The 23,614-nt window shown below is 63.7% G+C and carries 25 protein-coding genes and 2 tRNA genes; 13 read left to right on the plus strand and 14 right to left on the minus strand.

All coding sequences use genetic code 11. The annotated features are described in order from the left end of the window. Positions 1-199 precede the first annotated feature (199 nt). The gene (cmk, locus tag ABIG06_RS11915; RefSeq protein WP_370136588.1) at positions 200-838 is read right to left on the minus strand and encodes a (d)CMP kinase; all 639 of its coding nucleotides are present in this window, start codon (positions 836-838) and stop codon (positions 200-202) included. Then, entirely contained in the window at positions 835-2,172 is a 1,338-nt protein-coding gene (aroA, locus tag ABIG06_RS11920) for a 3-phosphoshikimate 1-carboxyvinyltransferase (protein WP_370136590.1), read from the minus strand. The genes cmk and aroA overlap by 4 nt, the downstream gene beginning before the upstream one ends. Positions 2,173-2,329: 157 nt before the next feature. Here aroA and ABIG06_RS11925 point away from each other — a divergent pair, with 157 nt between their 5' ends. From ABIG06_RS11925 to ABIG06_RS11935, 3 genes are all read left to right on the plus strand, one after another. Further along, positions 2,330-2,737 carry a TIGR02300 family protein gene (locus ABIG06_RS11925; protein ID WP_124162401.1) on the plus strand — a complete coding sequence of 136 codons (408 nt, stop codon included), beginning with the start codon at positions 2,330-2,332 and terminating at the stop codon, positions 2,735-2,737. A 95-nt stretch (positions 2,738-2,832) separates the two neighbouring features. Next, positions 2,833-2,908: transfer RNA gene (locus tag ABIG06_RS11930), tRNA-Ala, on the plus strand. 176 nt (positions 2,909-3,084) lie between these two features. Further along, positions 3,085-3,321, plus strand: coding sequence for a GIY-YIG nuclease family protein (locus ABIG06_RS11935; protein WP_158626779.1), 237 nt, complete (start codon positions 3,085-3,087; stop codon positions 3,319-3,321). A gap of 18 nt (positions 3,322-3,339) precedes the next feature. On the opposite strand, the gene ABIG06_RS11940 is transcribed toward ABIG06_RS11935, so the two are convergent. Next, the gene (locus ABIG06_RS11940; RefSeq protein ID WP_370136593.1) at positions 3,340-3,801 is read right to left on the minus strand and encodes a MarR family winged helix-turn-helix transcriptional regulator; all 462 of its coding nucleotides are present in this window, start codon (positions 3,799-3,801) and stop codon (positions 3,340-3,342) included. A gap of 156 nt (positions 3,802-3,957) precedes the next feature. On the opposite strand from ABIG06_RS11940, the gene ABIG06_RS11945 reads away from it, so the two are divergent. The 9 genes from ABIG06_RS11945 to ABIG06_RS11985 all read left to right on the plus strand — a co-directional run bounded on the left by ABIG06_RS11945 (position 3,958) and on the right by ABIG06_RS11985 (position 12,027). After that, positions 3,958-4,383, plus strand: coding sequence for an organic hydroperoxide resistance protein (locus ABIG06_RS11945; protein ID WP_124162399.1), 426 nt, complete (start codon positions 3,958-3,960; stop codon positions 4,381-4,383). Positions 4,384-4,556: 173 nt separating this feature from the next. Further along, the gene (locus ABIG06_RS11950) at positions 4,557-5,759 is read left to right on the plus strand and encodes a CaiB/BaiF CoA transferase family protein (RefSeq protein WP_370136595.1); all 1,203 of its coding nucleotides are present in this window, start codon (positions 4,557-4,559) and stop codon (positions 5,757-5,759) included. 454 nt (positions 5,760-6,213) lie between these two features. Continuing rightward, entirely contained in the window at positions 6,214-7,530 is a 1,317-nt protein-coding gene (gene ugpB, locus ABIG06_RS11955; RefSeq protein ID WP_370136597.1) for a sn-glycerol-3-phosphate ABC transporter substrate-binding protein UgpB, read from the plus strand. Positions 7,531-7,580: 50 nt separating this feature from the next. After that, complete coding sequence (ugpA, locus tag ABIG06_RS11960; protein ID WP_124162396.1) at positions 7,581-8,462, plus strand: sn-glycerol-3-phosphate ABC transporter permease UgpA; 882 nt, start codon at positions 7,581-7,583, stop codon at positions 8,460-8,462. Beyond that, positions 8,462-9,310: a sn-glycerol-3-phosphate ABC transporter permease UgpE gene (ugpE, locus tag ABIG06_RS11965; protein ID WP_124162395.1), complete on the plus strand. Its 849-nt coding sequence runs from the start codon at positions 8,462-8,464 to the stop codon at positions 9,308-9,310. The genes ugpA and ugpE overlap by 1 nt, the downstream gene beginning before the upstream one ends. Before the next feature lie 13 nt (positions 9,311-9,323). Continuing rightward, positions 9,324-10,412 (plus strand): sn-glycerol-3-phosphate import ATP-binding protein UgpC, encoded by a 1,089-nt coding sequence (locus ABIG06_RS11970; RefSeq protein WP_370136598.1) that lies wholly within the window; start codon positions 9,324-9,326, stop codon positions 10,410-10,412. Between the two features lie 272 nt (positions 10,413-10,684). Beyond that, positions 10,685-11,110 (plus strand): Hsp20 family protein, encoded by a 426-nt coding sequence (locus tag ABIG06_RS11975; RefSeq protein WP_018323442.1) that lies wholly within the window; start codon positions 10,685-10,687, stop codon positions 11,108-11,110. A gap of 50 nt (positions 11,111-11,160) precedes the next feature. Next, positions 11,161-11,433, plus strand: a complete 273-nt coding sequence (locus ABIG06_RS11980) for a DUF1150 family protein (RefSeq protein ID WP_018645064.1) — start codon at positions 11,161-11,163, stop codon at positions 11,431-11,433. A gap of 123 nt (positions 11,434-11,556) precedes the next feature. Further along, positions 11,557-12,027, plus strand: coding sequence for a type II toxin-antitoxin system prevent-host-death family antitoxin (locus ABIG06_RS11985; protein ID WP_370136600.1), 471 nt, complete (start codon positions 11,557-11,559; stop codon positions 12,025-12,027). A gap of 206 nt (positions 12,028-12,233) precedes the next feature. Here ABIG06_RS11985 and ABIG06_RS11990 read toward each other — a convergent pair whose 3' ends face one another. From ABIG06_RS11990 to ABIG06_RS12030, 9 genes are all read right to left on the minus strand, one after another. Continuing rightward, positions 12,234-13,256 (minus strand): glycoside hydrolase family 5 protein, encoded by a 1,023-nt coding sequence (locus ABIG06_RS11990; RefSeq protein ID WP_124162391.1) that lies wholly within the window; start codon positions 13,254-13,256, stop codon positions 12,234-12,236. Between the two features lie 13 nt (positions 13,257-13,269). Continuing rightward, on the minus strand, positions 13,270-14,562 hold the full coding sequence (locus ABIG06_RS11995; RefSeq protein WP_124162390.1) for an O-antigen ligase family protein: 1,293 nt from the start codon (positions 14,560-14,562) through the stop codon (positions 13,270-13,272). 240 nt (positions 14,563-14,802) lie between these two features. Beyond that, positions 14,803-15,264, minus strand: a complete 462-nt coding sequence (ptsN, locus tag ABIG06_RS12000; protein ID WP_008141251.1) for a PTS IIA-like nitrogen regulatory protein PtsN — start codon at positions 15,262-15,264, stop codon at positions 14,803-14,805. A gap of 220 nt (positions 15,265-15,484) precedes the next feature. Further along, the gene (gene hpf / locus ABIG06_RS12005; RefSeq protein ID WP_370136602.1) at positions 15,485-16,090 is read right to left on the minus strand and encodes a ribosome hibernation-promoting factor, HPF/YfiA family; all 606 of its coding nucleotides are present in this window, start codon (positions 16,088-16,090) and stop codon (positions 15,485-15,487) included. Between the two features lie 198 nt (positions 16,091-16,288). After that, positions 16,289-17,923, minus strand: a complete 1,635-nt coding sequence (rpoN, locus tag ABIG06_RS12010) for an RNA polymerase factor sigma-54 (protein WP_370136604.1) — start codon at positions 17,921-17,923, stop codon at positions 16,289-16,291. A 90-nt stretch (positions 17,924-18,013) separates the two neighbouring features. Next, complete coding sequence (gene lptB / locus ABIG06_RS12015) at positions 18,014-19,024, minus strand: LPS export ABC transporter ATP-binding protein (RefSeq protein ID WP_124162387.1); 1,011 nt, start codon at positions 19,022-19,024, stop codon at positions 18,014-18,016. A 222-nt stretch (positions 19,025-19,246) separates the two neighbouring features. Next, the gene (locus tag ABIG06_RS12020) at positions 19,247-19,975 is read right to left on the minus strand and encodes an LptA/OstA family protein (protein WP_370136606.1); all 729 of its coding nucleotides are present in this window, start codon (positions 19,973-19,975) and stop codon (positions 19,247-19,249) included. A gap of 5 nt (positions 19,976-19,980) precedes the next feature. After that, the gene (lptC, locus tag ABIG06_RS12025; RefSeq protein WP_370136609.1) at positions 19,981-20,724 is read right to left on the minus strand and encodes an LPS export ABC transporter periplasmic protein LptC; all 744 of its coding nucleotides are present in this window, start codon (positions 20,722-20,724) and stop codon (positions 19,981-19,983) included. A gap of 161 nt (positions 20,725-20,885) precedes the next feature. After that, positions 20,886-21,500 (minus strand): ribonuclease D, encoded by a 615-nt coding sequence (locus tag ABIG06_RS12030; protein WP_370136611.1) that lies wholly within the window; start codon positions 21,498-21,500, stop codon positions 20,886-20,888. 353 nt (positions 21,501-21,853) lie between these two features. Here ABIG06_RS12030 and ABIG06_RS12035 point away from each other — a divergent pair, with 353 nt between their 5' ends. Further along, positions 21,854-23,125 (plus strand): MFS transporter, encoded by a 1,272-nt coding sequence (locus ABIG06_RS12035; RefSeq protein WP_370136613.1) that lies wholly within the window; start codon positions 21,854-21,856, stop codon positions 23,123-23,125. On the opposite strand, the gene ABIG06_RS12040 is transcribed toward ABIG06_RS12035, so the two are convergent. Together ABIG06_RS12040 and ABIG06_RS12045 are read right to left on the minus strand one after the other, a co-directional pair. Beyond that, complete coding sequence (locus ABIG06_RS12040) at positions 23,126-23,287, minus strand: hypothetical protein (RefSeq protein WP_370136614.1); 162 nt, start codon at positions 23,285-23,287, stop codon at positions 23,126-23,128. It lies immediately after the preceding gene. A gap of 180 nt (positions 23,288-23,467) precedes the next feature. Beyond that, positions 23,468-23,554: transfer RNA gene (locus tag ABIG06_RS12045), tRNA-Leu, on the minus strand. Between the last annotated feature and the right edge of the window lie 60 nt (positions 23,555-23,614).

Here is a 23,614-nt window from a genome sequence, read left to right on the forward strand (position 1 = left end):
AGGTCCGCAAAACCTTCGAGCGACCGCTCGCTGCCCCGGCCTGCGACCGGAACGGCGGAAGCGGGCCGGCTGAGGCCCGCGCGTTCGATACGTGGAATCTTTGTCCGGACCCTGGATCGCGCCGGACCCTGAAGCAGGGACCGAGGGTATCGACATCAAAGAGGCGGGAGCGGGCGCTTCCTCCAATGACGGCAGCGGCTTAACCCCGCGACCGGCCCGCTCGGACGGCCTCGATAATGTCGATGGCGGCCCGGACGCCGCCTTCTATATCCAGTTGGGAGTTATCTAGCAAGTAAGCATCCGGGGCCGGCTTTAAAGGCGCAATCGGCCGGTTCTTGTCGCGTTCGTCACGCTGGATGATGTCGGCGAGCACGGCGGCCTCGTCCGCCTCCTCGCCCCTCGCCCTGGCCTCCATGGTGCGGCGGCGCGCGCGCACCTTGGGGTCTGCGACGACGAAGATCTTCACGTCGGCATGGGGGCAGATCACGGTTCCAATGTCCCGGCCGTCCAGCACCGCCCCCGGCGGATCGGCGGCGAATTGCCGCTGGAAATTGACCAGGGCCTCGCGGACCCTCGGGATTGCCGAGACGATCGAGGCGCCCTCGCCGGCCTTTTGGGTCTTCAGCGCGGGATTGCCGAACTTCTCGGGATCAAGTTCCAATGCAGCCTGCACCGCGGCTGCCTCGTCGCGCAGATCATGGCCGGACTGCATCAGCTCGTAAGCCACCGCGCGGTAGATCACGCCGGTATCCAAGTGGCGATAGCCGTAATGGTGGGCGAGACGCTTGCCGAGCGTCCCCTTGCCCGAGGCCGCCGGCCCGTCGATGGCAATGATCATGAGAACTCGGCCCCTAGCGAACGCATCATCGGAATGAAATCCGGGAAACTGGTGGCAATGAAAGCGGTGTCGTCGACCGTCACCGGCTGGTCGGAGGCGCAGCCCATCACCAGGGCCGACATCGCGATGCGATGGTCCATGTGGGTGGCGACGATCCCGCCACCGGGAACATGGCCGCGGCCCTCGACGATCAGATCATCGCCCGAGATCTCGACCTTGACGCCGTTGACGCGGAGCATGGCGGCGGTCGCCTCCAACCGGTCGGATTCCTTGACGCGCAACTCCTGCAGGCCGCGCATGATCGTCGTGCCCTCGGCGAAGGAGGCCGCCACCGCCAGCACCAGATATTCGTCGATCATCGAGGGCGCGCGCTCCGGCGGCACTTCGACACCGCGCAGCTTCGAGGCGCGCACACGAAGCTGCGCCATCGGCTCGCCGGCATCGCCCCGCACTTCGCTCTCCTCGATCGAGGCGCCCATTTCGCGAAGCGTGGTGAACAGACCGATGCGCAGCGGATTGGTCATGACGTCGGACAGCACGACATCGGAGCCTTCGACGATCAGCGCTGCGACGATTGGGAAGGCCGCCGAAGAGGGATCGGCGGGCACGACGACGGTCGCGCCGTGCAGCTCGGGCTGGCCCACCAGCGTGATGCGGCGGCTATGCTGGCCTTCCCGGGCCGAGGTGATGTCCGCGCCGAAATGCTTCAGCATCAGCTCGGTGTGGTCGCGGCTGGCCTCGCTCTCGATCACCGTCGTGGTGCCCGGCGCAGCCAGGCCCGCCAGCAGCACGGCCGATTTGATCTGGGCCGAGGCGACCGGGGTCTTGTAGGTGATCGGCAGCGGATCGCGCGCGCCCTGGAGGGTCAGCGGCAGACGGCCGCCCTCGCCGCCGGAGATGACCCTGGCGCCCATCTTTTCCAGCGGATCGAGGATCCGGCGCATGGGGCGGCTGCGCAGCGAGGCGTCGCCGTCGAACACCGCCGAGATCGGGCAGCCGGCGACGGCGCCCATGACCAGCCGGCAGCCGGTGCCGGAGTTGCCGAAATCGAGCGGCGCCTTGGGCTGGGCGAAGCCGGCGACACCAACGCCCTGCACTTTCCACGCGAAATCGCCGATGCGCTCGACGCTGGCGCCGAGCGCCTGCATGGATTTGGCTGTGTTGAGGACGTCCTCGCCCTCCAGCAGGCCCGAAACCCTGGTCTCGCCGACCGCGAGCGCACCCAGGATGAGGGCACGGTGGGAGATCGACTTGTCCCCGGGCACCCGTACTTTCCCGGTCAGGGGACCGCTGGCACGAGCCTTGAGCGGCCTCGGTTGGTCGGAATGGGTCAAGATTGTGTCCTTGAATAGGCCCTGTGGGCTGGCGCGCAGGTACCACATGGTCTGGCCCCCGTCACGGCATGTCGTTCTGCCGTAATGCGCTATTGACAGCGGGCCGCCAACTAGCCAAGTGAAGCACCGCTTTTCAGACATTCCCAGGATTCCTGCCGTGGCCAAGTCCGAACTCGGAACCAAACGTATTTGCCCGACCACGGGCAAGAAGTTCTATGACCTCAACAAGAATCCGGTGATCTCGCCCTATACCGGCGAGGTGGTGCCGATCGCCCCGATCGCCCCTGCGCGCGCGCCCCGCGGCGCCGATGCCCGCAATATGGCCCAGGACACCGCGCCGGAGCCGGCAGAGACCGAGGAATTGGTCTCCCTCGAGGAGGCCGATGCCGAGGAGAACACCGGCAAGGTCAAGGCCGTCGTGCCCGAATCCGAGGACGATATCGAGGTCGACGAAACGATCGACGACGACGATGACGATGATTCGACCTTCATTGCCGACGAAGAAGAGGGCGATGAGGACGTGACCGACATCATTGGTGACGTCGGAGGTGATGAAGAGACTTGAGATCAGCCCTGATCTGTGAAAAAGGGTGCACCGCGCGAGTCGCTCGGCTCGCCGGTCTGGGGTGATCAACCAGGTTCACCCCGGTGAAGGACTAAGGGGCCATAGCTCAGCTGGGAGAGCGCTTGCATGGCATGCAAGAGGTCGGCGGTTCGATCCCGCCTGGCTCCACCAGCCTTCGCTCGCTTCGCGAGCTTCGGCTGGGCAAGCCTAGGGAAGTCCCTCGTAGCGAAGTGAGTGAAGGCTGCCCCGCCATAGCCCGAAGGGCGACGGCGGGCTCCATCTACGAGCGCGAGCAAAAGCCCCACACTGGTTCCAGGCTGCTATCCTGCCCTCTGGGGGGAAGCAGAATGAAATACGTCTATATCCTCGAAAGCCTCGATTCCCAGCATTTCTATGTCGGCATCACGGACGACCTACGAGCCCGTTTGGCGAAGCATAACGCCGGCGAGGTGTCGCACACCTCGAAATACGGGCCTTGGCGAATTCGGACCTATTTTGCGTTCGATGACGCTGCACGCGCTGTCGCATTCGAGCGATATCTCAAATCTGGCTCGGGGCGAGCATTTGCGAAGAAGCATTTCTGATCGCGCGTAGCAGCCCCCCTACTCCCCAATCACCGCATTCAGCCTGTCGCGCAACGCGACGATCTCGTCCTTCATCGCGACCAGCTCCGACACCGAGCAGTCCGACGCCGCCAGGATCGACTGCGGCACGCTGCGTGCCTTTTCCTTCAGTGCATGGCCCTGTGGCGTCAGCGCGATCAGCACCTGACGCTCGTCCTCGCGCGAGCGGCTGCGCTTGACGAGATGGGCGGCCTCGAGCCGCTTGAGCAGCGGCGTCAGCGTGCCCGAATCCAGGAACAGCTTGTCGCCGATGTCCTTGACCGGCACGTCGTCGCGCTCCCACAGCACCAGCATGACGAGATATTGCGGATAAGTCAGGCCGAGCCCGTCGAGCAGCGGCTTGTAGACGCGGTTGAAGGCATGCGCGGCGGAATAGACTGCGAAGCAGATCTGGTTGTCGAGCCGCAGCGGCGCGTCCGCTGCCGATGGTTTCCGGGCCATTGCAGAATCTCACGAGGTTCGGCCGCATTGTGAGGCCGGTCGGCGGCACATTCAATTGCGAACAATTAAATGTGAGACGGTGCAATTTCAATTGCGCACAATCTAATTGCCTGCAATAAAGATCGCGTCCCACCCCAAAACCCCAGGGAGACCACAATGTCCGTGAACGTCCTTTACAAGACCAGCGCCAAGGCCACCGGCGGCCGCGACGGCCATGCTGCGACCCTCGACGGCGCGCTTGACGTCAAGCTCACCACGCCGAAGGAGCTCGGCGGCGGTGGCGGCGCCGGCAACAATCCCGAGCAGCTGTTTGCGGCCGGCTATGCCGCCTGCTTCATCGGCGCGATGAAGTTCGTGGCGTCGCAGGGCGGCCCGAAGGTTCCGGCCGACGCCTCCGTCACCTCGACCGTCGGCATCGGACCGCGCTCCGAAGGCGGCTTCGGCCTCGACATCGACCTCGCCGTCTCGCTGCCGGGCCTTGGCCGCGCGGAAGCCGAGGCGCTGGTCGCGAAGGCGCATCAGGTGTGCCCCTACTCCAATGCCACGCGCGGCAATGTCGATGTTCGCCTGACGGTGGTCTGATCGAAAGTGCGGATGGGCTGGCCCGGGATCCCCCTCGGGCCGGCCTTCGTCGTTTTGCCACGCCGCGGCATTGACGCGCGACAGCGCATGCAGCCCCACGCCAGGAGCCATTGCTGCTCCTGGCAAACCTCGCTAGGCCTGTGACCGAACCTCGACACAGGAGAAGCGAAGGCATGACTGAAGCAGCAACGGGCGCAATGAGCGGACTGCGAGTCATCGATCTCACGCGCGTGCTCGGCGGTCCCTACTGCACCCAGATCCTCGCCGACCATGGCGCCGACGTGATCAAGGTCGAGCCACCCGCGGGCGACGAGGTGCGCGAATGGGGCCCTCCCTTCCACGAGGAGGATGCGGCCTATTTCGTCGGCATCAACCGCAACAAGCGCTCGATCGGCCTCGACCTCGCCTCCGAGGGCGGCCGCGCCGTGCTGCTCAAGATGCTGGAGACCGCCGACGTCCTGATCGAGAATTTCAAGCCGGGCACGCTGGAGAAATGGGGCATCGGCAACGATGTCCTCAGCAAGAAATATCCGCGCCTCGTGCATTGCCGGATCTGCGGCTTCGGCGCCGACGGCCCGCGCGGCGGCAATCCCGGCTACGACGCCATCATCCAGGCCATGACCGGCATGATCGCGGCGACCGGCTCGCCCGAGAGCGGTCCGATGCGGATCGGCGTGCCCTTGGTCGACATCACCACCGGACTTTATGCCGCGATCGGCATCCTGATGGCGCTGTCGGAGCGGCAGCGCTCCGGCAAGGGCCAGTTCCTGGAAACGACCCTGTACGAGACCGGTCTTGCCATCATGCATCCGCACACCGCGAACTATTTCATGCATGGCAAGCCGCCTGGTCTCACCGGCAACGAGCACCCCAACCTCGTGCCCTACGCGATCTTCCCGACCAAGACCGACGACATCTTCATCGGCGTCGGCAATGACGGCACCTTCCGCAAGCTGGCCAAGGAGATCGGCAAGCCCGAGCTCGGCACCGACCCGCGCTTTGCCCGCAACAAGGACCGCATCGCCAATCGCGAGCTGCTGCGCGCCGAGCTTGCCGCGGTGTTCAGCCAGCACGAGGCCGAGCCGCTGTGCAATCGCCTGCTCGCGGCAGGACTGCCCGCTGGCCCGGTGCAGAAGATCGACCAGGCGTTGACCAACCCGCACACGCTCTACCGCGGCGATATTATCGAGAAGGACTGGTACAAGGGCGTGGCGTCACCGATCCGGCTCGATCGCTCAAAGCCGAGCCTGCGCCGTCTGCCGCCGAAATTCAGCCAGCACGCGGCGGAGGTGCTCGGCGAGTTCGGCTACTCCAAGGCCGAGATCGACGCGATGGTCCAGAAGGGCACGGTCTGCGGCCCCGAGCGCAAGCGCTGAGATAAGACACAGATCGAGCGGCAGCGCCCAGGTGCGCTCCCTCCCCGCTTGCGGGAGAGGGCTGGGGAGAGGGTGTCTCCGCAATGGGACTACCCCCAAGGGGAGAAAGCCCTCACCCGCGCCTTCGGCGCGACCTCTCCCGCATCCGCCTTCGCCAAGGCTTCGGTGGACAAGAGCGGCGGAGGTTAAGAGAGCCCGGAGCTGCGTCCATTCCGCCCAACGTCATTCGGCGCTGACGGCGCTCACCTTCCCACATTCACCCATGCCGCACTGCGGCGCGCGTACGCCTGTGCAGCGCGAACGGCTGCGGCTGTCGCTGCGTATTCGCCTATTTGACGGCTTCCCTTTTCCAGCGCTTGCCGCTTTCGTTTCGGCCGCTTACACAGTCATGTGAACGTCATATGGCGCTGCTAGCGCAAGCGCTTCTTTAGTGACGGGCAAGGGAGGATTCTTGATGGCTCTTCGACATTTTGGTGCGGCTGCCGCATTTGCACTCACGGTCGGCTTGTCGGCTTCGCCGGCGCTGGCCGTGACCGAGATCCAGTGGTGGCACGCGATGACCGGCGCCAACAACGACGTCATCGTCAAGCTCGCCAACGACTTCAACGCCGCGCAGAGCGACTACAAGGTGATCCCGACCTACAAGGGCAACTACGCCGACACGATGAACGCCGGCATCGCGGCGTTCCGCGCCGGCAACGCCCCGCACATCATGCAGGTGTTCGAGGTCGGCACCGCCACCATGATGGCCGCGACCGGCGCCGTGAAGCCGGTCTACAAGCTGATGGCCGAGACCGGCGAGAAGTTCGACCCCAAGGCCTATCTGCCCGCGATCACCGGCTACTATTCGACCTCGAAGGGCGAGATGCTGTCCTTCCCCTTCAACTCGTCGTCGACCGTGATGTGGGTCAACCTCGACGAGCTGAAGAAGGCGAATGTCACGATCCCGAAGACCTGGCCTGAAGTGTTCGACGCCGCCAAGAAGCTGCACGACAACGGCCATCCCACCTGCGGCTTCTCCAACTCCTGGGTCACCTGGGTCAATCTCGAGCAGCTCTCCGCCTGGCACAACGTGCCGCTGGCCAGCAAGGCCAACGGCCTCGACGGCTTCGACACCGTGCTGCAGTTCAACGGACCGCTCCAGGTCAAGCACCTCGAGAAGCTGGTCGAGCTCCAGAAGGACAAGACCTACGATTATGCCGGCCGCACCAACACCGGCGAAGGCCGCTTCACGTCAGGCGAATGCCCACTCTACCTGACCTCGTCGGCCTTCTTCGGTAACGTCAAGGCGCAGGCCAAGTTCAACTTCACCGCGGTGCCGATGCCCTATTATCCCGACGTGAAGGGCGCGCCGCAGAACTCGATCATCGGCGGCGCTTCGCTCTGGGTGATGGGCGGCAAGCCGGCCGACGACTACAAGGGCGTCGCGAAATTCCTTTCCTTCCTGTCGGACACCGATCGCCAGGTCTACATCCACAAGGCATCGGGCTATCTGCCGATCACCAAGGCCGCGTATGAGAAGGCCAAGGCCGAAGGCTTCTACAAGGACCAGCCCTATCTCGAGACCCCGCTGCTCGAGCTGACCAACAAGGAGCCGACCGAGAACTCCCGCGGCCTGCGCCTCGGCAACATGGTGCAGCTCCGCGACGTCTGGGCCGAAGAGATCGAGCAGGCGCTGGCCGGCAAGAAGACCGCCAAGCAGGCGCTGGACTCGGCCGTCGAGCGCGGCAACACCATGCTGCGGCAGTTCGAAAAGACCGCCGTGAAGTGAGGCGACAAGCGGCAGGCCGGTGAAGCCGGCCTGCCGCTGCTGCGGGCATCATGCAAAAGCAAGCCATTTTCCAGTCGAAGCTATTGCCCTACGCGCTGGTTGCGCCGCAGCTCGCGATCGTCCTGATTTTCTTCTACTGGCCGGCGTTGCAGGCGGTGATCCAGTCCTTCCTGCTCCAGGACGCCTTCGGCCTCTCGACCAGCTTCGTCTGGTTCGAGAACTATATCGACCTGTTCAAGGAGCCCGCCTATTTCGAGGCGATCCTGCGCACCTTCTTCTTCTCCTTCGCGATCGCGGTGTCGTCGCTGTCGTTTGCGCTGCTGCTTGCCGTGATGGCGGACAAGCCGCTGCGCGGCTCGATGCTGTACCGCACGCTTCTGATCTGGCCCTACGCGGTGGCGCCGCCGGTCGTCGGCGTGCTCTGGATTTTCATGCTGCATCCCTCGCTCGGCGTGCTCTCACGCTACCTGCGCGCGCTCGGCATCGACTGGAATCCGCTGCTCGACGGCGACCAGGCCGCCGCGCTGATCATCCTCGCCGCCGCCTGGAAGCAGATCTCCTACAATTTCCTGTTCTTCCTCGCCGGCCTGCAGAGCATCCCGAAGAGCGTGCTCGAGGCCGCCGCGATCGACGGCGCGCGGCCGATGCGGCGGTTCTGGACCGTGACCTTCCCGCTGCTGTCGCCGACCATCTTCTTCCTCCTGGTCGTCAACATCGTCTACGCGTTCTTCGACACGTTCGGCATCATCGACACCATGACCCGGGGCGGCCCCGGCAAGTCGACCGAGACGCTGGTCTACAAGGTCTATACCGACGGCCTGCTCGGCGGAAATCTCGGCAGCTCCGCGGCGCAGTCGGTGATCCTGATGATCATGGTCATCGTGCTGACGGGCATCCAGTTCCGCTTCGTCGAACGCAAGGTGACCTACTGATGGTCGAGGAAGAAGGCTTCCGGCGCTACATCGCCCACATCATCCTCTGGATCGGAATCGCGATCGTCGCCTTCCCGGTCTATCTCGCCTTCATCGCCTCCACGCAGGACAACGCGGTGATCGCCAACGGCCAGATGTCGCTGCTGCCGGGCGGTCATTTCTTCGAGACTTACTACCAGACGATCTTCGTCGGCACGAGCGGCTCGACCCGCGAGCCGGTCGGCAACATGATGCTGAACTCGCTGGTGATGGCGCTCTTGATCGCGGTCGGCAAGATCGCGATCTCGATCATCTCGGCCTATGCGATCGTGTATTTCCGCTTCCCGTTCCGGATGGCGCTGTTCTGGCTGATCTTCATCACCCTGATGCTGCCGGTCGAGGTCCGCATCTATCCGACCTACAAGATCGTCGCCGACCTGCACATGCTCGACAGCTATGCCGGCCTGTCGCTGCCGCTGATCGCCTCGGCCACCGCGACGCTGCTGTTCCGCCAGTTCTTCATGACCGTTCCGGACGAGCTCCTGGAGGCCTCGCGCATCGACGGCGCAGGCCCCTTCCGCTTCTTCTGGGATACGCTGCTGCCGCTGTCGCGCACCAACATGGCGGCGCTGTTCGTGATCCTGTTCATCCTCGGCTGGAATCAGTATCTCTGGCCGCTGCTGATCACCACGCGCGACGACATGCAGACCATCCAGATCGGCATCCGCAAGATGATCACCACCACCGACGCGCTGACCGAATGGCCGATCGTGATGGCGACCGCCGTGCTGGCGATGCTGCCGCCGGTGTTCGTCGTCGTGGTCATGCAGAAGCTGTTCGTGCGCGGACTGGTCGAGACGGAAAAGTAAGAAGCGAGTTTTCATGGCTAACGTCACCCTGCGCAACGTCCGCAAGACCTATACCGGCGGCTTCGAGGCCATCAAAGGCGTCGACGTCGATGTCGGCGACGGACAGTTCTGCGTGCTGGTCGGACCTAGCGGCTGCGGCAAGTCCACGCTGCTGCGCATGGTCGCCGGGCTTGAGACGGTCACCGACGGCGAGATCGACATCGGCGGCCGCGTCGTCAACGGAATCGAGCCCGCCGACCGCGACATCGCGATGGTGTTCCAGAACTACGCGCTCTATCCGCACATGAGCGTCTACAACAACATGGCCTATGGCCTGCGCAACCGCGGCATGGCGGAAGCCGAGATCAGGACCCGCGTCGACGAAGCCGCGCGCATCCTCGAGCTCACGTCGATGCTGGAGCGCAAGCCGCGCCAGCTCTCGGGCGGCCAGCGCCAGCGCGTCGCCATGGGCCGCGCCATCGTACGCCAGCCCAAGGTGTTCCTGTTCGACGAACCGCTGTCGAACCTCGATGCCAAGCTGCGCATCGCGATGCGGGTCGAGATCCGCAAATTGCAGCGCCGGCTCAACACGACATCGATCTACGTCACCCACGACCAGCTCGAAGCGATGACACTCGCCGACATCCTCGTCGTGATGAACGGCGGCCAGGTCGAGCAGGTCGGCAATCCCCTTGATATCTACGAGAAGCCGGCGACGACCTTCGTCGCCTCCTTCATCGGCGCGCCGCCGATGAACCTGATGTCGACGCGCCCTGAGGAGATCCGTTCGCAGCTCGCCGGCAGCGCCGCGGCCGACGCCGGCATCCTCGGCATCCGCCCGGAAGACTTCGTCATCACCGACCAGACCCCGGATGGCGGCGTCGCACTGCCGCTGACGGTGGAGGCAAGCGAGCGCGTCGGTGCCGAAACCTTCGTCTACGGCTCCCGCGAGCAGGAGGAGCAGCGCGTCGCCGCCACCCCCGGCGAGCTGCCGCCCGGCGAGATCATCGTCCGCATTCCCGGAACCCACGCCCCCGCGATCGGCACGAGGATCCGCGTCGCGGCGGTGCGCGCCAAGCTGCATCTGTTCAGCGCCGACGGGCGGACGCGGCTCGAGGCCTGAGGGGTTCCGCAGAGCCAAACGCCAAAGTGCGAAAACAACCCCATGCACAGTAGAACGGGGGTTGTTTTCACTAGAGAATATTCAGCGACAGAGTCGTCATGCCAGGACAAGCCCGGCCGCGACGATCCGCGACTATCCGAGGGCGCAATGCCCGTCCACAGCCTCCGGCTACGTCCTTGAACCCACAGCAGAACGTGCCCATATTGCTGGTCAAGGGGTGCCACTACGGGCCCTGAAACACCAAAGTCGCTTCTGCGAGGACTTTGTAAACTATGTCTCGTGTTCCAACGCTCTCCAGTCCCTTTCTGCTGGGCTTCGACGAGATCGAGCGCGTGCTCGACCGCGTCGTCAAAGGCGCCGACGGCTACCCTCCCTACAATATCGAGAGGTGCGGCGGCGCGGACGGCCAGCCCGAGCGTTTGCGCATCACGCTGGCGGTCGCCGGATTCACCCGCGATCAACTCGATGTAACCATTGAGGAAAACCAGCTCGTGATCCGCGGGCGGCAGCAGGACGACAAGTCTCGGCAATACATCCATCGCGGCATCGCCGCGCGCCACTTCCAGCGCACCTTCGTGCTGGCGGAGGGAATGCTGGTGCTGGGTGCGGATCTGAAGAACGGGCTGTTGTCGATCGATCTGGCCCGGCCAGAACCGGAGAGGATCGTTAAGACAATCGCTATCAATGAGCACGAATAATGGAACGAGTAGCGGACTCGACCGCTTAGTGTTCCAGAGGAGTCGAGACCATGAGTGAAGGTCACGTTGCGTTCGAATACGAAGCCAAGAACGTCTCTCCGGAGACACTGGCAACCCTGGGCGAAGGCCATATCGCCTATGTGAAGCAGATCCGTTCCGAGGACGTGCCGGACCTGTTCCCCGAGGCGCCCAAGATTGCGCCGGGCCTCAAGCTTTTCGCGCTCCACGCCGCCGACGGCACGCCGATCATGCTGACCGACAGCCGCGAAGCCGCGGTCGCCAACGCCTGGAGCAACGAGCTGCAAGCGGTGAGCGTGCACTAGAGCGCGCGCGTCGCATAAATAGAGTTTCAAGCGGGCATGCCTTCACGCGAAGGCGTGCCCGTCTTGCTTTGTCGACAAGTTCGGATATTCTAAAATCTGGTTGATCCGATCAGAAAGAGCGACATGACGGCAAAGCGCCCCTCTTCGAAGAAGGGCCTTCAATCGAGGCGATGGAGCCTTCAGGATGCGAAAACGCACCTAAGCCAGATTGTCAGAGAGGCCCAACGGTCCGGGCCACAGCGCGTGACGGTGCACGGAAAGGATGCCGCAGTCATTGTCGCGGCAGAGGAGCTGGATAACACGCTTCGGCCGTTGTTCGCAGGGCGAGTTCTCGGCATCACGGAGGACGTGATCGTTCGAGGGAGAACGATCGTCGCCGAGGGGCGCAAGCGCCGCCACACCTTCGGAGAACCGGATTTGTTCATCGCAGCCGTCGCCGCTTTACAGGACCTGATCGTGGTTACACGCGATATCAACGAATTCGTCGAGACGCGCGCCCCGGTATTTGACCCGTGGACACACAGGTTTCATCGTCACGGCAAAGCGACGCTCATGCGGCAACCGGTGACGCTCGAAGCACTCTCTATGACATAAGTGCAAGCCGTCGCTATTGCCGATCTCGCAAGCAGCAGTGACTGCACGAGTCGATCGCATGGTGTTCCGCAATCGTGCGACGCCTTCACGCGAAGGCGTGCTTGTTTTGCTTTTGCGCGATGAATTTTCCGCATCGTCATTGCGAGCGCGGCGAAGCAATCCAGGATCTTTCCGCGGCGGAGCTCAGGTCGCAAAGGCTTCCCGCTTCAACGCACCGCCGGGATCAGCGCCCGCATGATCTCAGGCTTCCAGGTCTGACGCGCGCTGTCGAAGGCCGCGAAATCATGGTCGAACTGCCAGTAGGCCCAGGCCCAGCCAAGCCGCTCCGCGCTTCGCGCGACGAACGACAGATATCTGGTCCGGGCTTCGGCTGGGGCGGCCTCGTACACGCCGAACTCGCCGAGATAGATCGGACGCTTTTCGCGTTCGGACCAGATACGAACCTTCTCGAAATCGGCGCGTGCCTTTCGTTCGTCCTCCGGCGTGCCCCAATCGAGCGGCCCTATTCGCGAAAACGTTTCGGACCACGGCGCGCCCTGATGGGTGAAACGGATCGGCGCGTAATAGTGAAACGTCACGATGAGGTTTCTGTCCTCTGAGGGCAGAACCAGTTCTTCGACCGGCATGTCATCGACGTTGAGAACGGCAGCAATGACCGTCCGCCCGGGGTTGGTTCTGCGGATGATGCCGAGACACTCGTTCAGAAGGGCGTTCCAGCCGGCGGACGTCATCTGCCCGCCCGGCTCGTTGAGAACCTCGAAGACGAGCGCCGGATATTTTCCGGCATAGCGCTCGGCGATCTGCGTCCAGAACGCCTTCAGCTTCTCGGCGCATTCGGACACATCGCGCTGGCAGGTATTGGTATCGTGCTCGTCGAGGACGGGGATGAGATTGCGGGCGAGCACCTCCTCGATGACGGCGTCAAGCCGCCTCAAGACGATTTCATCCAGCAGATTTCCGGGGCCCATGAACTTGAAGCCGAAGAAATTGATCCGAACGTGCGAGAAGCCGGCCTTTCTGATCGAAATGAGGTTGTCCAGGCGAAACGGCGCGTTCCGGCCTCCTTCCCAGATGCCGTCGTAACCAAGGATGTTGATGCCGCGCCTCAATTTCGGGGGAGCGGGCGCGGCGCCCTGCCCGGCTGCCTCGGCCTGCGAGACGATCGCAAGCGCGGATATTGCCAGGGTGAGGCCGCAAATTACCGACCAGCGGGCGCAGACGGCTTTCATCCTGCTTGCCTCATCATTGCTGCAGGATTTGCTGCCGCACCGGCCTGCACACCGCAAAGAAGAATGCGACCAGCAGCACCGACGTGAACATCGTCGAGCGAAGGAACATCGTCTCCGTGAAATTCGATTGAAAGCTCAGGACGACGAATCCGATGACGAGAGCGCAGTGGCAACGATCGATCGACCGAGTTGCGATCAAATACAGGACCTTCTCCGAAAACAGATAGACGCTCGCGACGAACAGCACGTATCCCAGAAATCCCGTTTCAATCGCCACCGCGATGTAACCGCTGTGATAATTGTCGAGCACCCAGCCATGGTTCTGGTTGAAATAGTCGTAAATTGCGGGACGCGTCCAGAATCCGTTGATGCCGAAGCCCAGCAGCGGCGCATCGTCGAAATGGCTGATGGCGTACTGCCAAATGAAGGTCCGCTCGGTCAAATTGATGGTGGATTCGCCGAGATGGATGGAATCGTACCCCGTCACGTAGAAATACAGGATCAGCAGGGTGGCCAGGATGCACATGATGAAGGGCAGAACCGCGTAAACTCTCATGCAGCGGATCGACCACATCGAGGTCACGAGCAGTGCACCCGCGGCCACGGCAACGGCACCGGCACCACGGGATTCCGAGGCGATGACGCACGTCGATGCCAGGAGAAACGTCGCGAGAAAAACGGTCCATTTCTGCCCCGTCATCTTCTGGTAGCAGGCAAAGAACATCAGATATGCGCTGATGAAGCCGAGCGTCTGCTTCGATTCATATATTCCCTGCCATTGGCCCTTGTGCATCCAGCTCTGGTCTACGCCGATCTCGGGCACGAAGACCGCACACAAGGCGGAGGCGGCGACCAGCATGAAGAGCCCCAGCGTCGTCGATCCGACGATCTCGTCGATGTCGATGCGCGTGATGAGGCAGTACGCACCGAAGGTCGTCACCGCAAGTGCCGCGCTCTTCATGATCGCTGCGGTGGCGAGGCTGGTCCAGAGAACCGAAGCGACGGCGAGAGCATAGAATGCGACCAGCGCGATGAGATCGGGATTGCACTGCACTCTCACGCGCGGGCGTACGAAGGCACTGGCGTAGATCAGGATGATCCACATCAGGAGCGCAACGGCCTGTTGCACATAGCTCCACTCTGCCGGAAGCAACCCGGGGTTGAAGACGCCCATCGAGGCGATCACGTTGACGGTGATCGAAATGCGGATCACGTTTCTGGCAAGCGTTTCCACGCCGGCGCCGCGCGCTTTCCAGATCGCGCTGTCGTATGCCTCGGAATCAGCTACGGTGTGCAGGCTGGCCATGAGCTGACCTTCCAGAAGCACGGTTAATATTGTCCTTAATGCCCATCGCGACCGCCTTCGCGCCGGCGGCGTTCCCAGGGCTTGAGATTCATCCGATGCTGAGATCCCGAGGCAGCGGACGAAGCTTGGCATCGCACGTGCAATCGATTCTCGCCAACCGCGGCGCGCACGCCTCGCTTTGCTCGTCTATCACGTCGAGCAAAGGGTGCAGTCCGCCCCCGAGCGATGTCGACAGTCGGCCTAGGCCGCCGTCGCCGGCGGCAGCGCGAGCACGGAATAGATCGCCTGGGCATCGCGCGAGGCGCGGAGCTTCTTGGCGATGTCCTGGTCGCGCAACAGGCGGGCGATGCGGGCGAGCGCCTTCAAATGATCGGCGCCGGCGCCTTCGGGGGCGAGCAGCAGGAAGACGAGATCGACCGGCTGGCCGTCCATCGCCTCGAAATCGATCGGACGATCGAGCCGCGCGAACAGGCCGAAGATCTTTTCCAGCTTGGGCAGCTTGCCGTGCGGAATGGCGACGCCATAGCCGACTGCGGTGGTGCCGAGCTTCTCCCGCTGCAGCAGCACCTCGAACACCGAGCGCTCGTTCTGCCCGGTCAGCTCGGCGGCCTTGGCTGCGAGCTCCTGCAAGGCCTGCTTCTTGCTGTTGACCTTCAATGCCGGGAGAATCGCCTCGGGTGCGACCAGATCGGTAATCGGCATGGAGGGTTTCCGAGGTGAATTAAACCGTCAGGTTCCGATTTGGCCAGCTTGATAGACCAAGCTGAGCCGGCGTCAATAACATGAAGCAGGAGGCGCACTTAGCCCCGGTCGAGATGTGGGGGGCTTCTACTCCAACGCAATCCCGGTGCCAACTCCCGCGTGTGGCTTTGCCACCGTCAATGTTAAGGGCCGGGACGGGAACCATGCCCGAATCCCGGGCCTAGCCTTGCGATTGGCCGTCCACCTTCGCCCCCGGCGGGTCAATCCAGCCCACATTGCCGTCCGCCCGGCGGTAAATGATGTTCACCCGGCCTGACGAACCGTGCTGGAACACCATGCAGGGCGCCCCGCTGAGGTCGAGTTCCATGACCGCTTCGCTGACCGAGAGCCGCTTCAGCGACGTGGTTTGCTCCGCGATGATGACCGGGCTGTAGCCGGTGATCTCCTCCTCGCCCTCTCCGGGCGCTTCCAGCACGTAAGACGTGGCGTCGAGCGCAGCCATCGCCTCGGAGGCGGCATGGGCCTTGCGCGCGGAGCGGTCCTTGAGCCGGTTCTTGTAGCGACGCAGCCGCTTCTCGATCATCAGCAGCGCCTGGTCGGCGCTGGCATAGGCATCCGGTGCGTTCGAATCGGCCTCCAGCGTGATTCCCGAATCGAGATGCAGGGCACAATCGGTACGAAAGCCGAAGCCGTCCTTGCTGAGCGTGATGTGGCCGGAATAGTTGCCGTCGAAATATTTGCGCAGCACCTCGTCGGTGCGGTCTGCAACGCGGCCGCGCAGAGCCTCGCCGACGCTGATGCTCTTTCCCGAAATCCGGAGAGTCATTTGATGCCTCGCTTGCTTTGTTGCCGCAGCTGCGATGACGAATCATCGCAGCTGAAGTTGCTCCTCGCGCATGATCTTCGCGCAAACGCGCTCCGCGTTTGTCGCGAGGGAAAGCCGCTGCACATTTTTCCGGATCACGCGCATGCCTGGATCGGTCTCGAAGGACGACGAGAGTAGCGCGATTTCGCGTCGGCGCAATCAGGCCGGCTCGGTGTTGCGGGAGCGATCGGACAATGCTGTGGAGAGAACGTTACCAAGGGCGCTCTGCTTGTCGCGGCGGCGTTGCACCGAGGAGGGTATGCGCATGGCTTCGCGGTACTTCGCGACCGTGCGGCGGGCAATATCAATGCCCGAAGCGCGCAAGCGTTCCACGATGGTGTCATCCGACAGGATCGCGGAGGGCTCCTCCGAATCGATCAGCTGCTTGATGTGGTGACGCACGGCTTCGGCCGAGTGCGCCTCGCCGCCGTCGGCCGAGGCGATCGAGGCCGTGAAGAAATATTTCAGCTCGAACGTGCCGCGATTGGTCGCCATGTATTTGTTGGCGGTGACGCGCGACACCGTGGATTCATGCATCTGAATGGCATCGGCGACGGCCTTCAGATTGAGCGGCCGCAGGTGCGCCACGCCATGGGTGAAGAAGCCGTCCTGCTGGCGCACGATCTCGGTTGCAACTTTCAGGATGGTGCGGGCGCGCTGGTCGAGCGCGCGCACGAGCCAGGTCGCGTTCTGAAGCGCGTCGGTGAAATAGGACTTGTCGCCGTCCTTGCCGACCTTCTTCGACAGCTCGGAATAATAGGTCTGGTTGACCAGCACGCGCGGCAAGGTGTCGCTGTTGAGCTCGACATGCCAGCCGCCGTCGGGACCCGGACGGACATAGACGTCGGGCACCATGGTCTGCAGGCGCGCCGAGCCGAACTTCATGCCGGGTTTGGGATTGAGGCGGCGGATCTCGCCGATCATGTCGGCGATGTCCTCGTCGTCGACACCGCAGATCTTGCGCAGGGCAACGATGTCGCGCTTGGCAAGCAGATCGAGATGCTCGACCAGGGCCTGCATCGCGGGGTCGTAGCGGTCGAGCTCGCGGAGCTGGATCGCCAGGCATTCGCTCAAATTGCGCGCGAAGACGCCGGGTGGATCGAATTTCTGCAGCACGGCGAGGACGGCTTCGACTTCGGCTTGCGATGCGCCAAGACGCTCGGCGGCCTGGCCGAGATCGGCCGGCAGATAGCCGGCCTCGTCGATGAGGTCGATCAGGTACTGGCCGATCATGCGCTGGGCGGGTGCGGTGAAGGCGACCGAGAGCTGCTCGGCGAGATGGTCCGACAACGTTGTCTCGGCCGCGACAAAAGCTTCGAGATTGTAGTCTTCGGCACCAGAGGCGCCGCCGCCCCATTCCGTATAGGTGGTCGGCGCAGCGTCCTGGGCGTTGCGCGCCGCAGCCTCGGCGGGCTCCTCGGAAAAGACGTTATCCAGGCCCGTATCCAGGGTCTGCTCGATCTCGGCACGGCTGCCGAGCTCCTTGCTCATCCATTCTTCCTGGCCCGGCTCGAAGCCCTCGGCGCCCCCGCCGAAGCCGTCCTCGCCTTGACCGTCGCCTTGGCCATCGCCTTGGCCGTCGGAATCGCCGTAACTCCTGGCCTCGACGGAACCCTCCTCCGCGGGGGCCTCGTCACTGGCCCGTTCCAGCAGCGGATTGCGCTCGAGCTCCTCTTCCACGAACGTCGTGAGATCGAGATTGGACAATTGCAGCAGCTTGATCGCCTGCATCAGCTGCGGCGTCATCACCAGCGACTGCGACTGCCGGAACTCTAATCTCTGCGTGAGCGCCATGAAGCAAGAACCGTTCCCAACGTTTGGTCCGATTTTTGCTTATCCTAGTCCGAGCCCGATGTACACGTCTTGACGAAACGCAAAAAAGGGCTAGAGGCGGAATTCCTCGCCAAGGTAAAGGCGGCGGACATCCGGATCGGCAACGATCTCATCCGGGGTTCCCTCGGTCAGGATTTCCCCGGCATAGACGATATAGGCGCGGTCGGTCAGGCCGAGCGTCTCGCGCACATTGTGATCCGTGATCAGGACGCCGATGCCGCGATTGGTGAGATGGCGGACGAGATCCTGGATGTCGCCGACCGCGATCGGGTCGATGCCGGCGAAGGGCTCGTCGAGCAGCATGTAGTTCGGCCGCGTCGCCAGCGCGCGCGCGATCTCGACGCGGCGGCGCTCGCCGCCGGACAGCGCGATCGACGGCGATTTGCGCAGCCGCGTGATGTTGAACTCGTCGAGCAACGAATCGAGCTGCTGCTCGCGCTTCTTGCGCGAGGGCTCGACCACTTCGAGCACCGCGCGGATGTTCTGCTCGACGGTGAGGCCGCGAAAGATCGAGGCCTCCTGCGGCAGGTAGCCGATGCCGAGCCGCGCGCGCTGATACATCGGAAGCTTCGTCACGTCGTGGCCGTCGAGCTCGATTGCACCGCGGTCGGCCTTGATCAGGCCGGTGATCATGTAGAACACGGTGGTCTTGCCGGCGCCGTTCGGCCCGAGCAGGCCGACCGCCTCGCCGCGGCGCACATAGATGCTGACGCCGCGCACCACCTGGCGGCTGCCGAAGCTCTTTTCCACGCTATGCACAGCCAGGAAGCCGGGCCGATTCAGCAGCTGCGGCCCGCCCTCGCCATTGGGCTTGGCGGCGGCCCTGACCGGGTGAACGGCCTGCGGACGCGCCGGCTCGACCTGATAGTCGGCCTGGTAGTCGCCCTGGAACTGGTCTGGCGCACGCTTCCGCTGGTCGCGGGCGATCGGCGGCACGTCCCTGACAGGACTGGTCACCAAGCCGCCGACGCCGTCACCGAGCGCGGTGATGTCCTGACGCGCAAATCCTGGCCGGCCACGTTTGGCGGGGCGCCGACGGAACATGCTGAAGAGATCGACCATCCCGCCTTCCAGCCTTTTCGCGACGATCCTGCGCGAATTCGTGCGATCTGCCGCACCGGCCTTTCGATTCGCCGTTGCAGCATGAGTGAAGGGATGTCTCATGCCCAGTGAAACACGCCCGAAAAGCGGCGGATCCCGCTTCGAAAGCCCTGCGCGCTAAATACAGTCTCGCCGGGCAAGCTTCAACCTCGGATCGCGAGCATCCGGGACAAGCGATTGAATTTACTTTTGTTTACTTGCGCCGGGCAACTGCAAAGGCGGTGCCGCGCCGGGTTTGGCTCCTTGTCCCCCTTGGCCGCAATCGTTGCTGCCCCCCTGCGGCAGCAGGGCCTGTACCCGGCCGCTGTCGGATTCGACACGTGACACGCCGGTCGTCATGTCGACCATCAGGCGGTCGCCGCGCAGCACGTTCTTGCACTGCGTCAGAACCACCTGGCCGCCCGCGCCGCCGAGCATGGTGATGAGATTGGTCCTGGTGTCGAACACGGCGGTCTCGCCGGTCACCACCTGGTCCTTCTGAGTCACGACGACATTGCCGCGCGCCTCCAGCCGCTTGATCGACGAGCTGCCGCCCGGGCCCGGCGTCGCCGACTGCATCGGCGCCGATTTCGCGCCCTTCGGCGCAGGCTGAGGCGCGGCCGGCTTGTCGCCGCCGGACTCGTAGAACACCACCAGCGTCTTCGAGGTCATGGTGGTGTCGCCCTGCACGACCTTCACATTGCCGGCGAAGGTCGCCTCCTTCTTCTTGTCACGCATCTCCAGCGAGGCGGCTTCGATCTGGATCGGCTGATCGCGGTTCTGCGAGAAGCCCTGCATCGCGTTGGGCACGCCCTGCATCGTGCTCTGTGCGATGGCGGCGCCCGTTGCGACCAGCGCGACAGCGGCGGCGAACGCGGCCGCACCGAGGATGGCGCCACGCTTGTCTTCGCTGCGCGGAAAAAACCTGATCATGAAAATCACTTTGAATTGGCGGACTTGTTTTGCGGCGTACGTGTCTTCACCGGCGGTGCTGGCGGCGTCGGCTCGACCGGCGCAGGCTGAGCCGTAGCCGGGCCATCCAGCTTGTCCAGGTGCATCACCACATTGCCCTCGAAGCGGATGACGTCACCACCTTCGGTAATTCGCAAGCGATCCGCGGTCAGCGTGCCATTGGTCAGCGTGACGTCGACGCGCTCGTCCGAGGAGACCGTGCCCTTGCCCATGTCGACGAACGCCGAGTTCAGCCGCGCCTCATAGCCGGTCGAGGTGCGCAGGAAGATGTCCTTGTGCAGGTCGAGCTGCTGCTGCTTGTTGTCGAAACGGCCGGTGCGGGCATCGAGGAACAGCGTCGATTGATCCTCCATCAACACCTTCGCGCGCAGGTCCTTGAGATCGACATGATCTGGGTCGGTGATGTCCTGGGTCGCGGTCTTGGCCCAGAGCTCGTAGGGCCGCTGGTCCGGCGTGAAACCGGCGAGGTGCGGCGATTCCATCGTGATCTTGGTGCCCGACACCACCATGTTTCCGGAATCGAGCGGCAGCTTCGGCATCAGCATGCGGAACGGATTGAAGATCGAGACGCCGACGATAGCAGCCATGGACAACAGCACCGCGCCCGGAACCGCAATGCGCAGAATCCGCACCAGGCGGCTGTGTCGCGCCGCGCTGGCGAACTTCGCCGCAAGCGCGGCGTCGTAGGTGGGATTCTGGGCCGAATTCACCTGGGTTCCTACTTGCCTGGGCTCCTGAAGTCTCGTCCGCCGTGTCCGGCTCCGGGCACCCCATTCTATCCCGTGCCGCCCGAATATGCAGCCGGCGACAGGCCGTTACGAAAGTGTCCGAAACGGGGCGGCAATCTCAGGCTAACCGCCGCGCCGGGCCTTCAGGAATGCGCGAAAATGTCCTCTTCCGCCCAGCCCTGGAGATCGAGCAGGGCGCGGGTCGGCAGGAAGTCGAAACAGGCCTGTGCCAGCTGGCTGCGGCCCTCCCGGACCAGCATGGCATCGAGCCGCTCGCGCAAGGCGTGCAGATGCAGCACGTCGGAGGCGGCGTAGGCGAGCTGCGGCTCGGTCAGGCTGTCGGAACCCCAGTCGCTCGACTGCTGCTGCTTGGAGAGGTCGATGTTGAGCACCTCGCGCACGAGGTCCTTGAGGCCATGGCGGTCGGTATAGGTGCGGGTCAGGCGGGAGGCGATCTTGGTGCAGTAGATCGGCCCGGTCATGATACCGAAGGTCTGGTACAGCACCGCGATATCGAACCGCGCGAAGTGGAAGATTTTCGTGACGGCCGGATTGGCCAGGAGCGCCTTCAGGTTCGGCGCGTCGGTGTGCCCCTTGGGGATCTGCACCACGTCGGCGCTGCCGTCGCCGGGCGAGAGCTGCACCACGCAGAGCCGGTCGCGGTGCGGGTTCAGCCCCATGGTCTCGGTGTCGATCGCCACCGCTCCGGTGTAGCGGGACAGGTCAGGCAGGTCGCCGCGGTGCAGGCGTACGGTCATGGCGTGTCAAAACCTCGGGTCGAATCGGTGCGTCGATATCATAGGCTAAAACGGATGGACCGCGATGTAGCCACTGGCGACAGGTCACGCAAGCGGCCGCCGCGGCCTTACGGGCGATCAGATCGCGGCGATGACGTGCAGGTCGCGACTGGAGGGATCGGCTGGCCCTGCGTTCGCGAGCCAGTCGCGACGCAATCAAAGTGATTCACATCCTCCACGGCGCGCGAGATGATGAGCCGCTGCTCTCCCCGGCGGAGCAGGTTTTCAGGCCAGCCCGCTGCAATTCGCCCCGGCGCACCCTATCTGTTGCCGGCCTCTCCGCCCTCGCCCGCTCACGACGAATAGAAGTGCCAATGACCGAACAGACGCTCGCCGCGCCGATCGACGACCAAGGCAAACGCCAGCGCGGCTTCTCGCGCTACCAGGCGCTCCTCATCGCGCTGCTAACGTTCACGCAGTTCACGATCATTCTCGATTTCATCATCATGTCGCCGCTCGGCGCCATCCTGATGCCCTCGCTCGACATCACGGCGGGGCAGTTCGGCGTCGCGGTGTCGGCCTATGCGTTCAGTGCGGGACTATCGGGGATTCTCGCCGCCGGCTTCGCCGATCGCTTCGATCGCAAGCGGCTGTTGCTGTTCTTCTATGTCGGCTTCACGCTCGGCACTGCGCTCTGCGCGGCCGCGCAGAATTACCATGTGCTGCTGCTCGGCCGGATCGTGACCGGATTGTTCGGCGGCGTGATCGGCGCGGTCGTGCTCGCCATCGTCACCGACCTGTTTCCACTGCACCTGCGCGGCCGTGTCATGGGCTTCCTCCAGACGGCGTTCGCCGCGAGCCAGGTGCTCGGCATTCCCGCCGGGCTGTTTCTCGCCAATCACTGGAATTGGCATGTCTGCTTCGCGGCGATCGTCGTGGTGTCGATCGCAGCGATCGCAATCATCACCCTGGTCATGGAGCCGGTCGATGCGCATCTGAAACCGAAGCAGGACAGGAACGCGTTCCGCCATCTGATCGCGACGCTCGGCGAGCCACGCTATACGCTGGCCTTCGCCGTCACGACGCTGCTGGCGACGGGCGGCTACATGCTGATGCCGTTCTCCAGCGCCTTCACCGTGCACAATCTCGGCATCGACATCACGCATCTGCCGACGATCTATCTCGTCTCCGGCCTGTTCAGCATCGTCACGGGACCGCTGGTCGGCCGTGCCAGCGATGCGTTCGGCAAATATCCGACCTTCGTGTTCGGCTGCGCGATGACCGTGGTCATGGTGCTGATCTACACACATCTCGGCCACGTCTCGCTCGCGACCGCGATCCTCGTCAACGTCCTGATGTTCGTCGGCATCTTCTCACGGATGATCCCGTCGCAGGCGCTGATGTCGGCGATTCCCGACGCGAGCCAGCGCGGCTCGTTCAGCGCGGTCAGCGCCTCGCTGCAGCAGCTCTCCGGGGGGCTCGGCTCGGTGCTCGCCGGCGCGATCATCGCGCAGGCGCCCGACGGTTCGCTGATCCATTTCGACCGGATCGGCTACGTCGTCGTCGCGACGACGATCGTCACATTGGTGATGATGTACTTCGTGCAGAAGGCGGTGGCGGAGCGGATGGGGAAGCAGGTGGTGTGATCAGCCGCCGCCGAACTTGGATGGATCGTCATAGGCGGGAGGGTCGTCGTGGTCGGTCCGCAGACCGCCGGGAACGGAATCGTCGCGATAGATGCGCACACCATTCGGAGTGACATAGACCGGAGCCGCGGCCTGGCCCGGCCGAACGGTGACATGTCGCAACTTGTGATGCCCTCTTGCTGCGGCGTTCGCGGAAGCACACGCACCGACCAAGAGGCACAAGCCCAAAGCACACGATCCCAAGACACAGCGCACTGCACTTTCTCGGCTCATGGCCCCGATGCCAACGCAACACTCTGAAAGGGCTTATCTATCTGGATTTGTTTGCGATCCAGAAATGTATGGTGCCCAGGAAAGGACTCGAACCTTCACGGCCGTTAAGCCACTGGCACCTGAAGCCAGCGCGTCTACCAATTCCACCACCTGGGCATGCCGTTTGGGGCACGGAGGCGGTTACTACGGTTCGGTGACGCCGTTGTCAATTCATGC

Source organism: Bradyrhizobium sp. USDA 326 (assembly GCF_049739485.1).
Lineage (GTDB): Bacteria > Pseudomonadota > Alphaproteobacteria > Rhizobiales > Xanthobacteraceae > Bradyrhizobium.

Bases quoted from the DNA above. Each gene is read 5' to 3' on its own strand.
- cmk (WP_370136588.1), bottom strand. From the start codon at position 838: ATGATCATTGCCATCGACGGGCCGGCGGCCTCGGGCAAGGGGACGCTC.
- ABIG06_RS11935 (WP_158626779.1), top strand. From the start codon at position 3,085: ATGAAATACGTCTATATCCTCGAAAGCCTCGATTCCCAGCATTTCTAT.
- ABIG06_RS11940 (WP_370136593.1), bottom strand. From the start codon at position 3,801: ATGGCCCGGAAACCATCGGCAGCGGACGCGCCGCTGCGGCTCGACAAC.
- ABIG06_RS11945 (WP_124162399.1), top strand. From the start codon at position 3,958: ATGTCCGTGAACGTCCTTTACAAGACCAGCGCCAAGGCCACCGGCGGC.
- ABIG06_RS11950 (WP_370136595.1), top strand. From the start codon at position 4,557: ATGACTGAAGCAGCAACGGGCGCAATGAGCGGACTGCGAGTCATCGAT.
- ugpB (WP_370136597.1), top strand. From the start codon at position 6,214: ATGGCTCTTCGACATTTTGGTGCGGCTGCCGCATTTGCACTCACGGTC.
- ugpA (WP_124162396.1), top strand. From the start codon at position 7,581: ATGCAAAAGCAAGCCATTTTCCAGTCGAAGCTATTGCCCTACGCGCTG.
- ugpE (WP_124162395.1), top strand. From the start codon at position 8,462: ATGGTCGAGGAAGAAGGCTTCCGGCGCTACATCGCCCACATCATCCTC.
- ABIG06_RS11970 (WP_370136598.1), top strand. From the start codon at position 9,324: ATGGCTAACGTCACCCTGCGCAACGTCCGCAAGACCTATACCGGCGGC.
- ABIG06_RS11975 (WP_018323442.1), top strand. From the start codon at position 10,685: ATGTCTCGTGTTCCAACGCTCTCCAGTCCCTTTCTGCTGGGCTTCGAC.
- ABIG06_RS11980 (WP_018645064.1), top strand. From the start codon at position 11,161: ATGAGTGAAGGTCACGTTGCGTTCGAATACGAAGCCAAGAACGTCTCT.
- ABIG06_RS11985 (WP_370136600.1), top strand. From the start codon at position 11,557: ATGACGGCAAAGCGCCCCTCTTCGAAGAAGGGCCTTCAATCGAGGCGA.
- ABIG06_RS11990 (WP_124162391.1), bottom strand. From the start codon at position 13,256: ATGAAAGCCGTCTGCGCCCGCTGGTCGGTAATTTGCGGCCTCACCCTG.
- ABIG06_RS11995 (WP_124162390.1), bottom strand. From the start codon at position 14,562: ATGGCCAGCCTGCACACCGTAGCTGATTCCGAGGCATACGACAGCGCG.
- ptsN (WP_008141251.1), bottom strand. From the start codon at position 15,264: ATGCCGATTACCGATCTGGTCGCACCCGAGGCGATTCTCCCGGCATTG.
- hpf (WP_370136602.1), bottom strand. From the start codon at position 16,090: ATGACTCTCCGGATTTCGGGAAAGAGCATCAGCGTCGGCGAGGCTCTG.
- rpoN (WP_370136604.1), bottom strand. From the start codon at position 17,923: ATGGCGCTCACGCAGAGATTAGAGTTCCGGCAGTCGCAGTCGCTGGTG.
- lptB (WP_124162387.1), bottom strand. From the start codon at position 19,024: ATGGTCGATCTCTTCAGCATGTTCCGTCGGCGCCCCGCCAAACGTGGC.
- ABIG06_RS12020 (WP_370136606.1), bottom strand. From the start codon at position 19,975: ATGATCAGGTTTTTTCCGCGCAGCGAAGACAAGCGTGGCGCCATCCTC.
- ABIG06_RS12030 (WP_370136611.1), bottom strand. From the start codon at position 21,500: ATGACCGTACGCCTGCACCGCGGCGACCTGCCTGACCTGTCCCGCTAC.
- ABIG06_RS12035 (WP_370136613.1), top strand. From the start codon at position 21,854: ATGACCGAACAGACGCTCGCCGCGCCGATCGACGACCAAGGCAAACGC.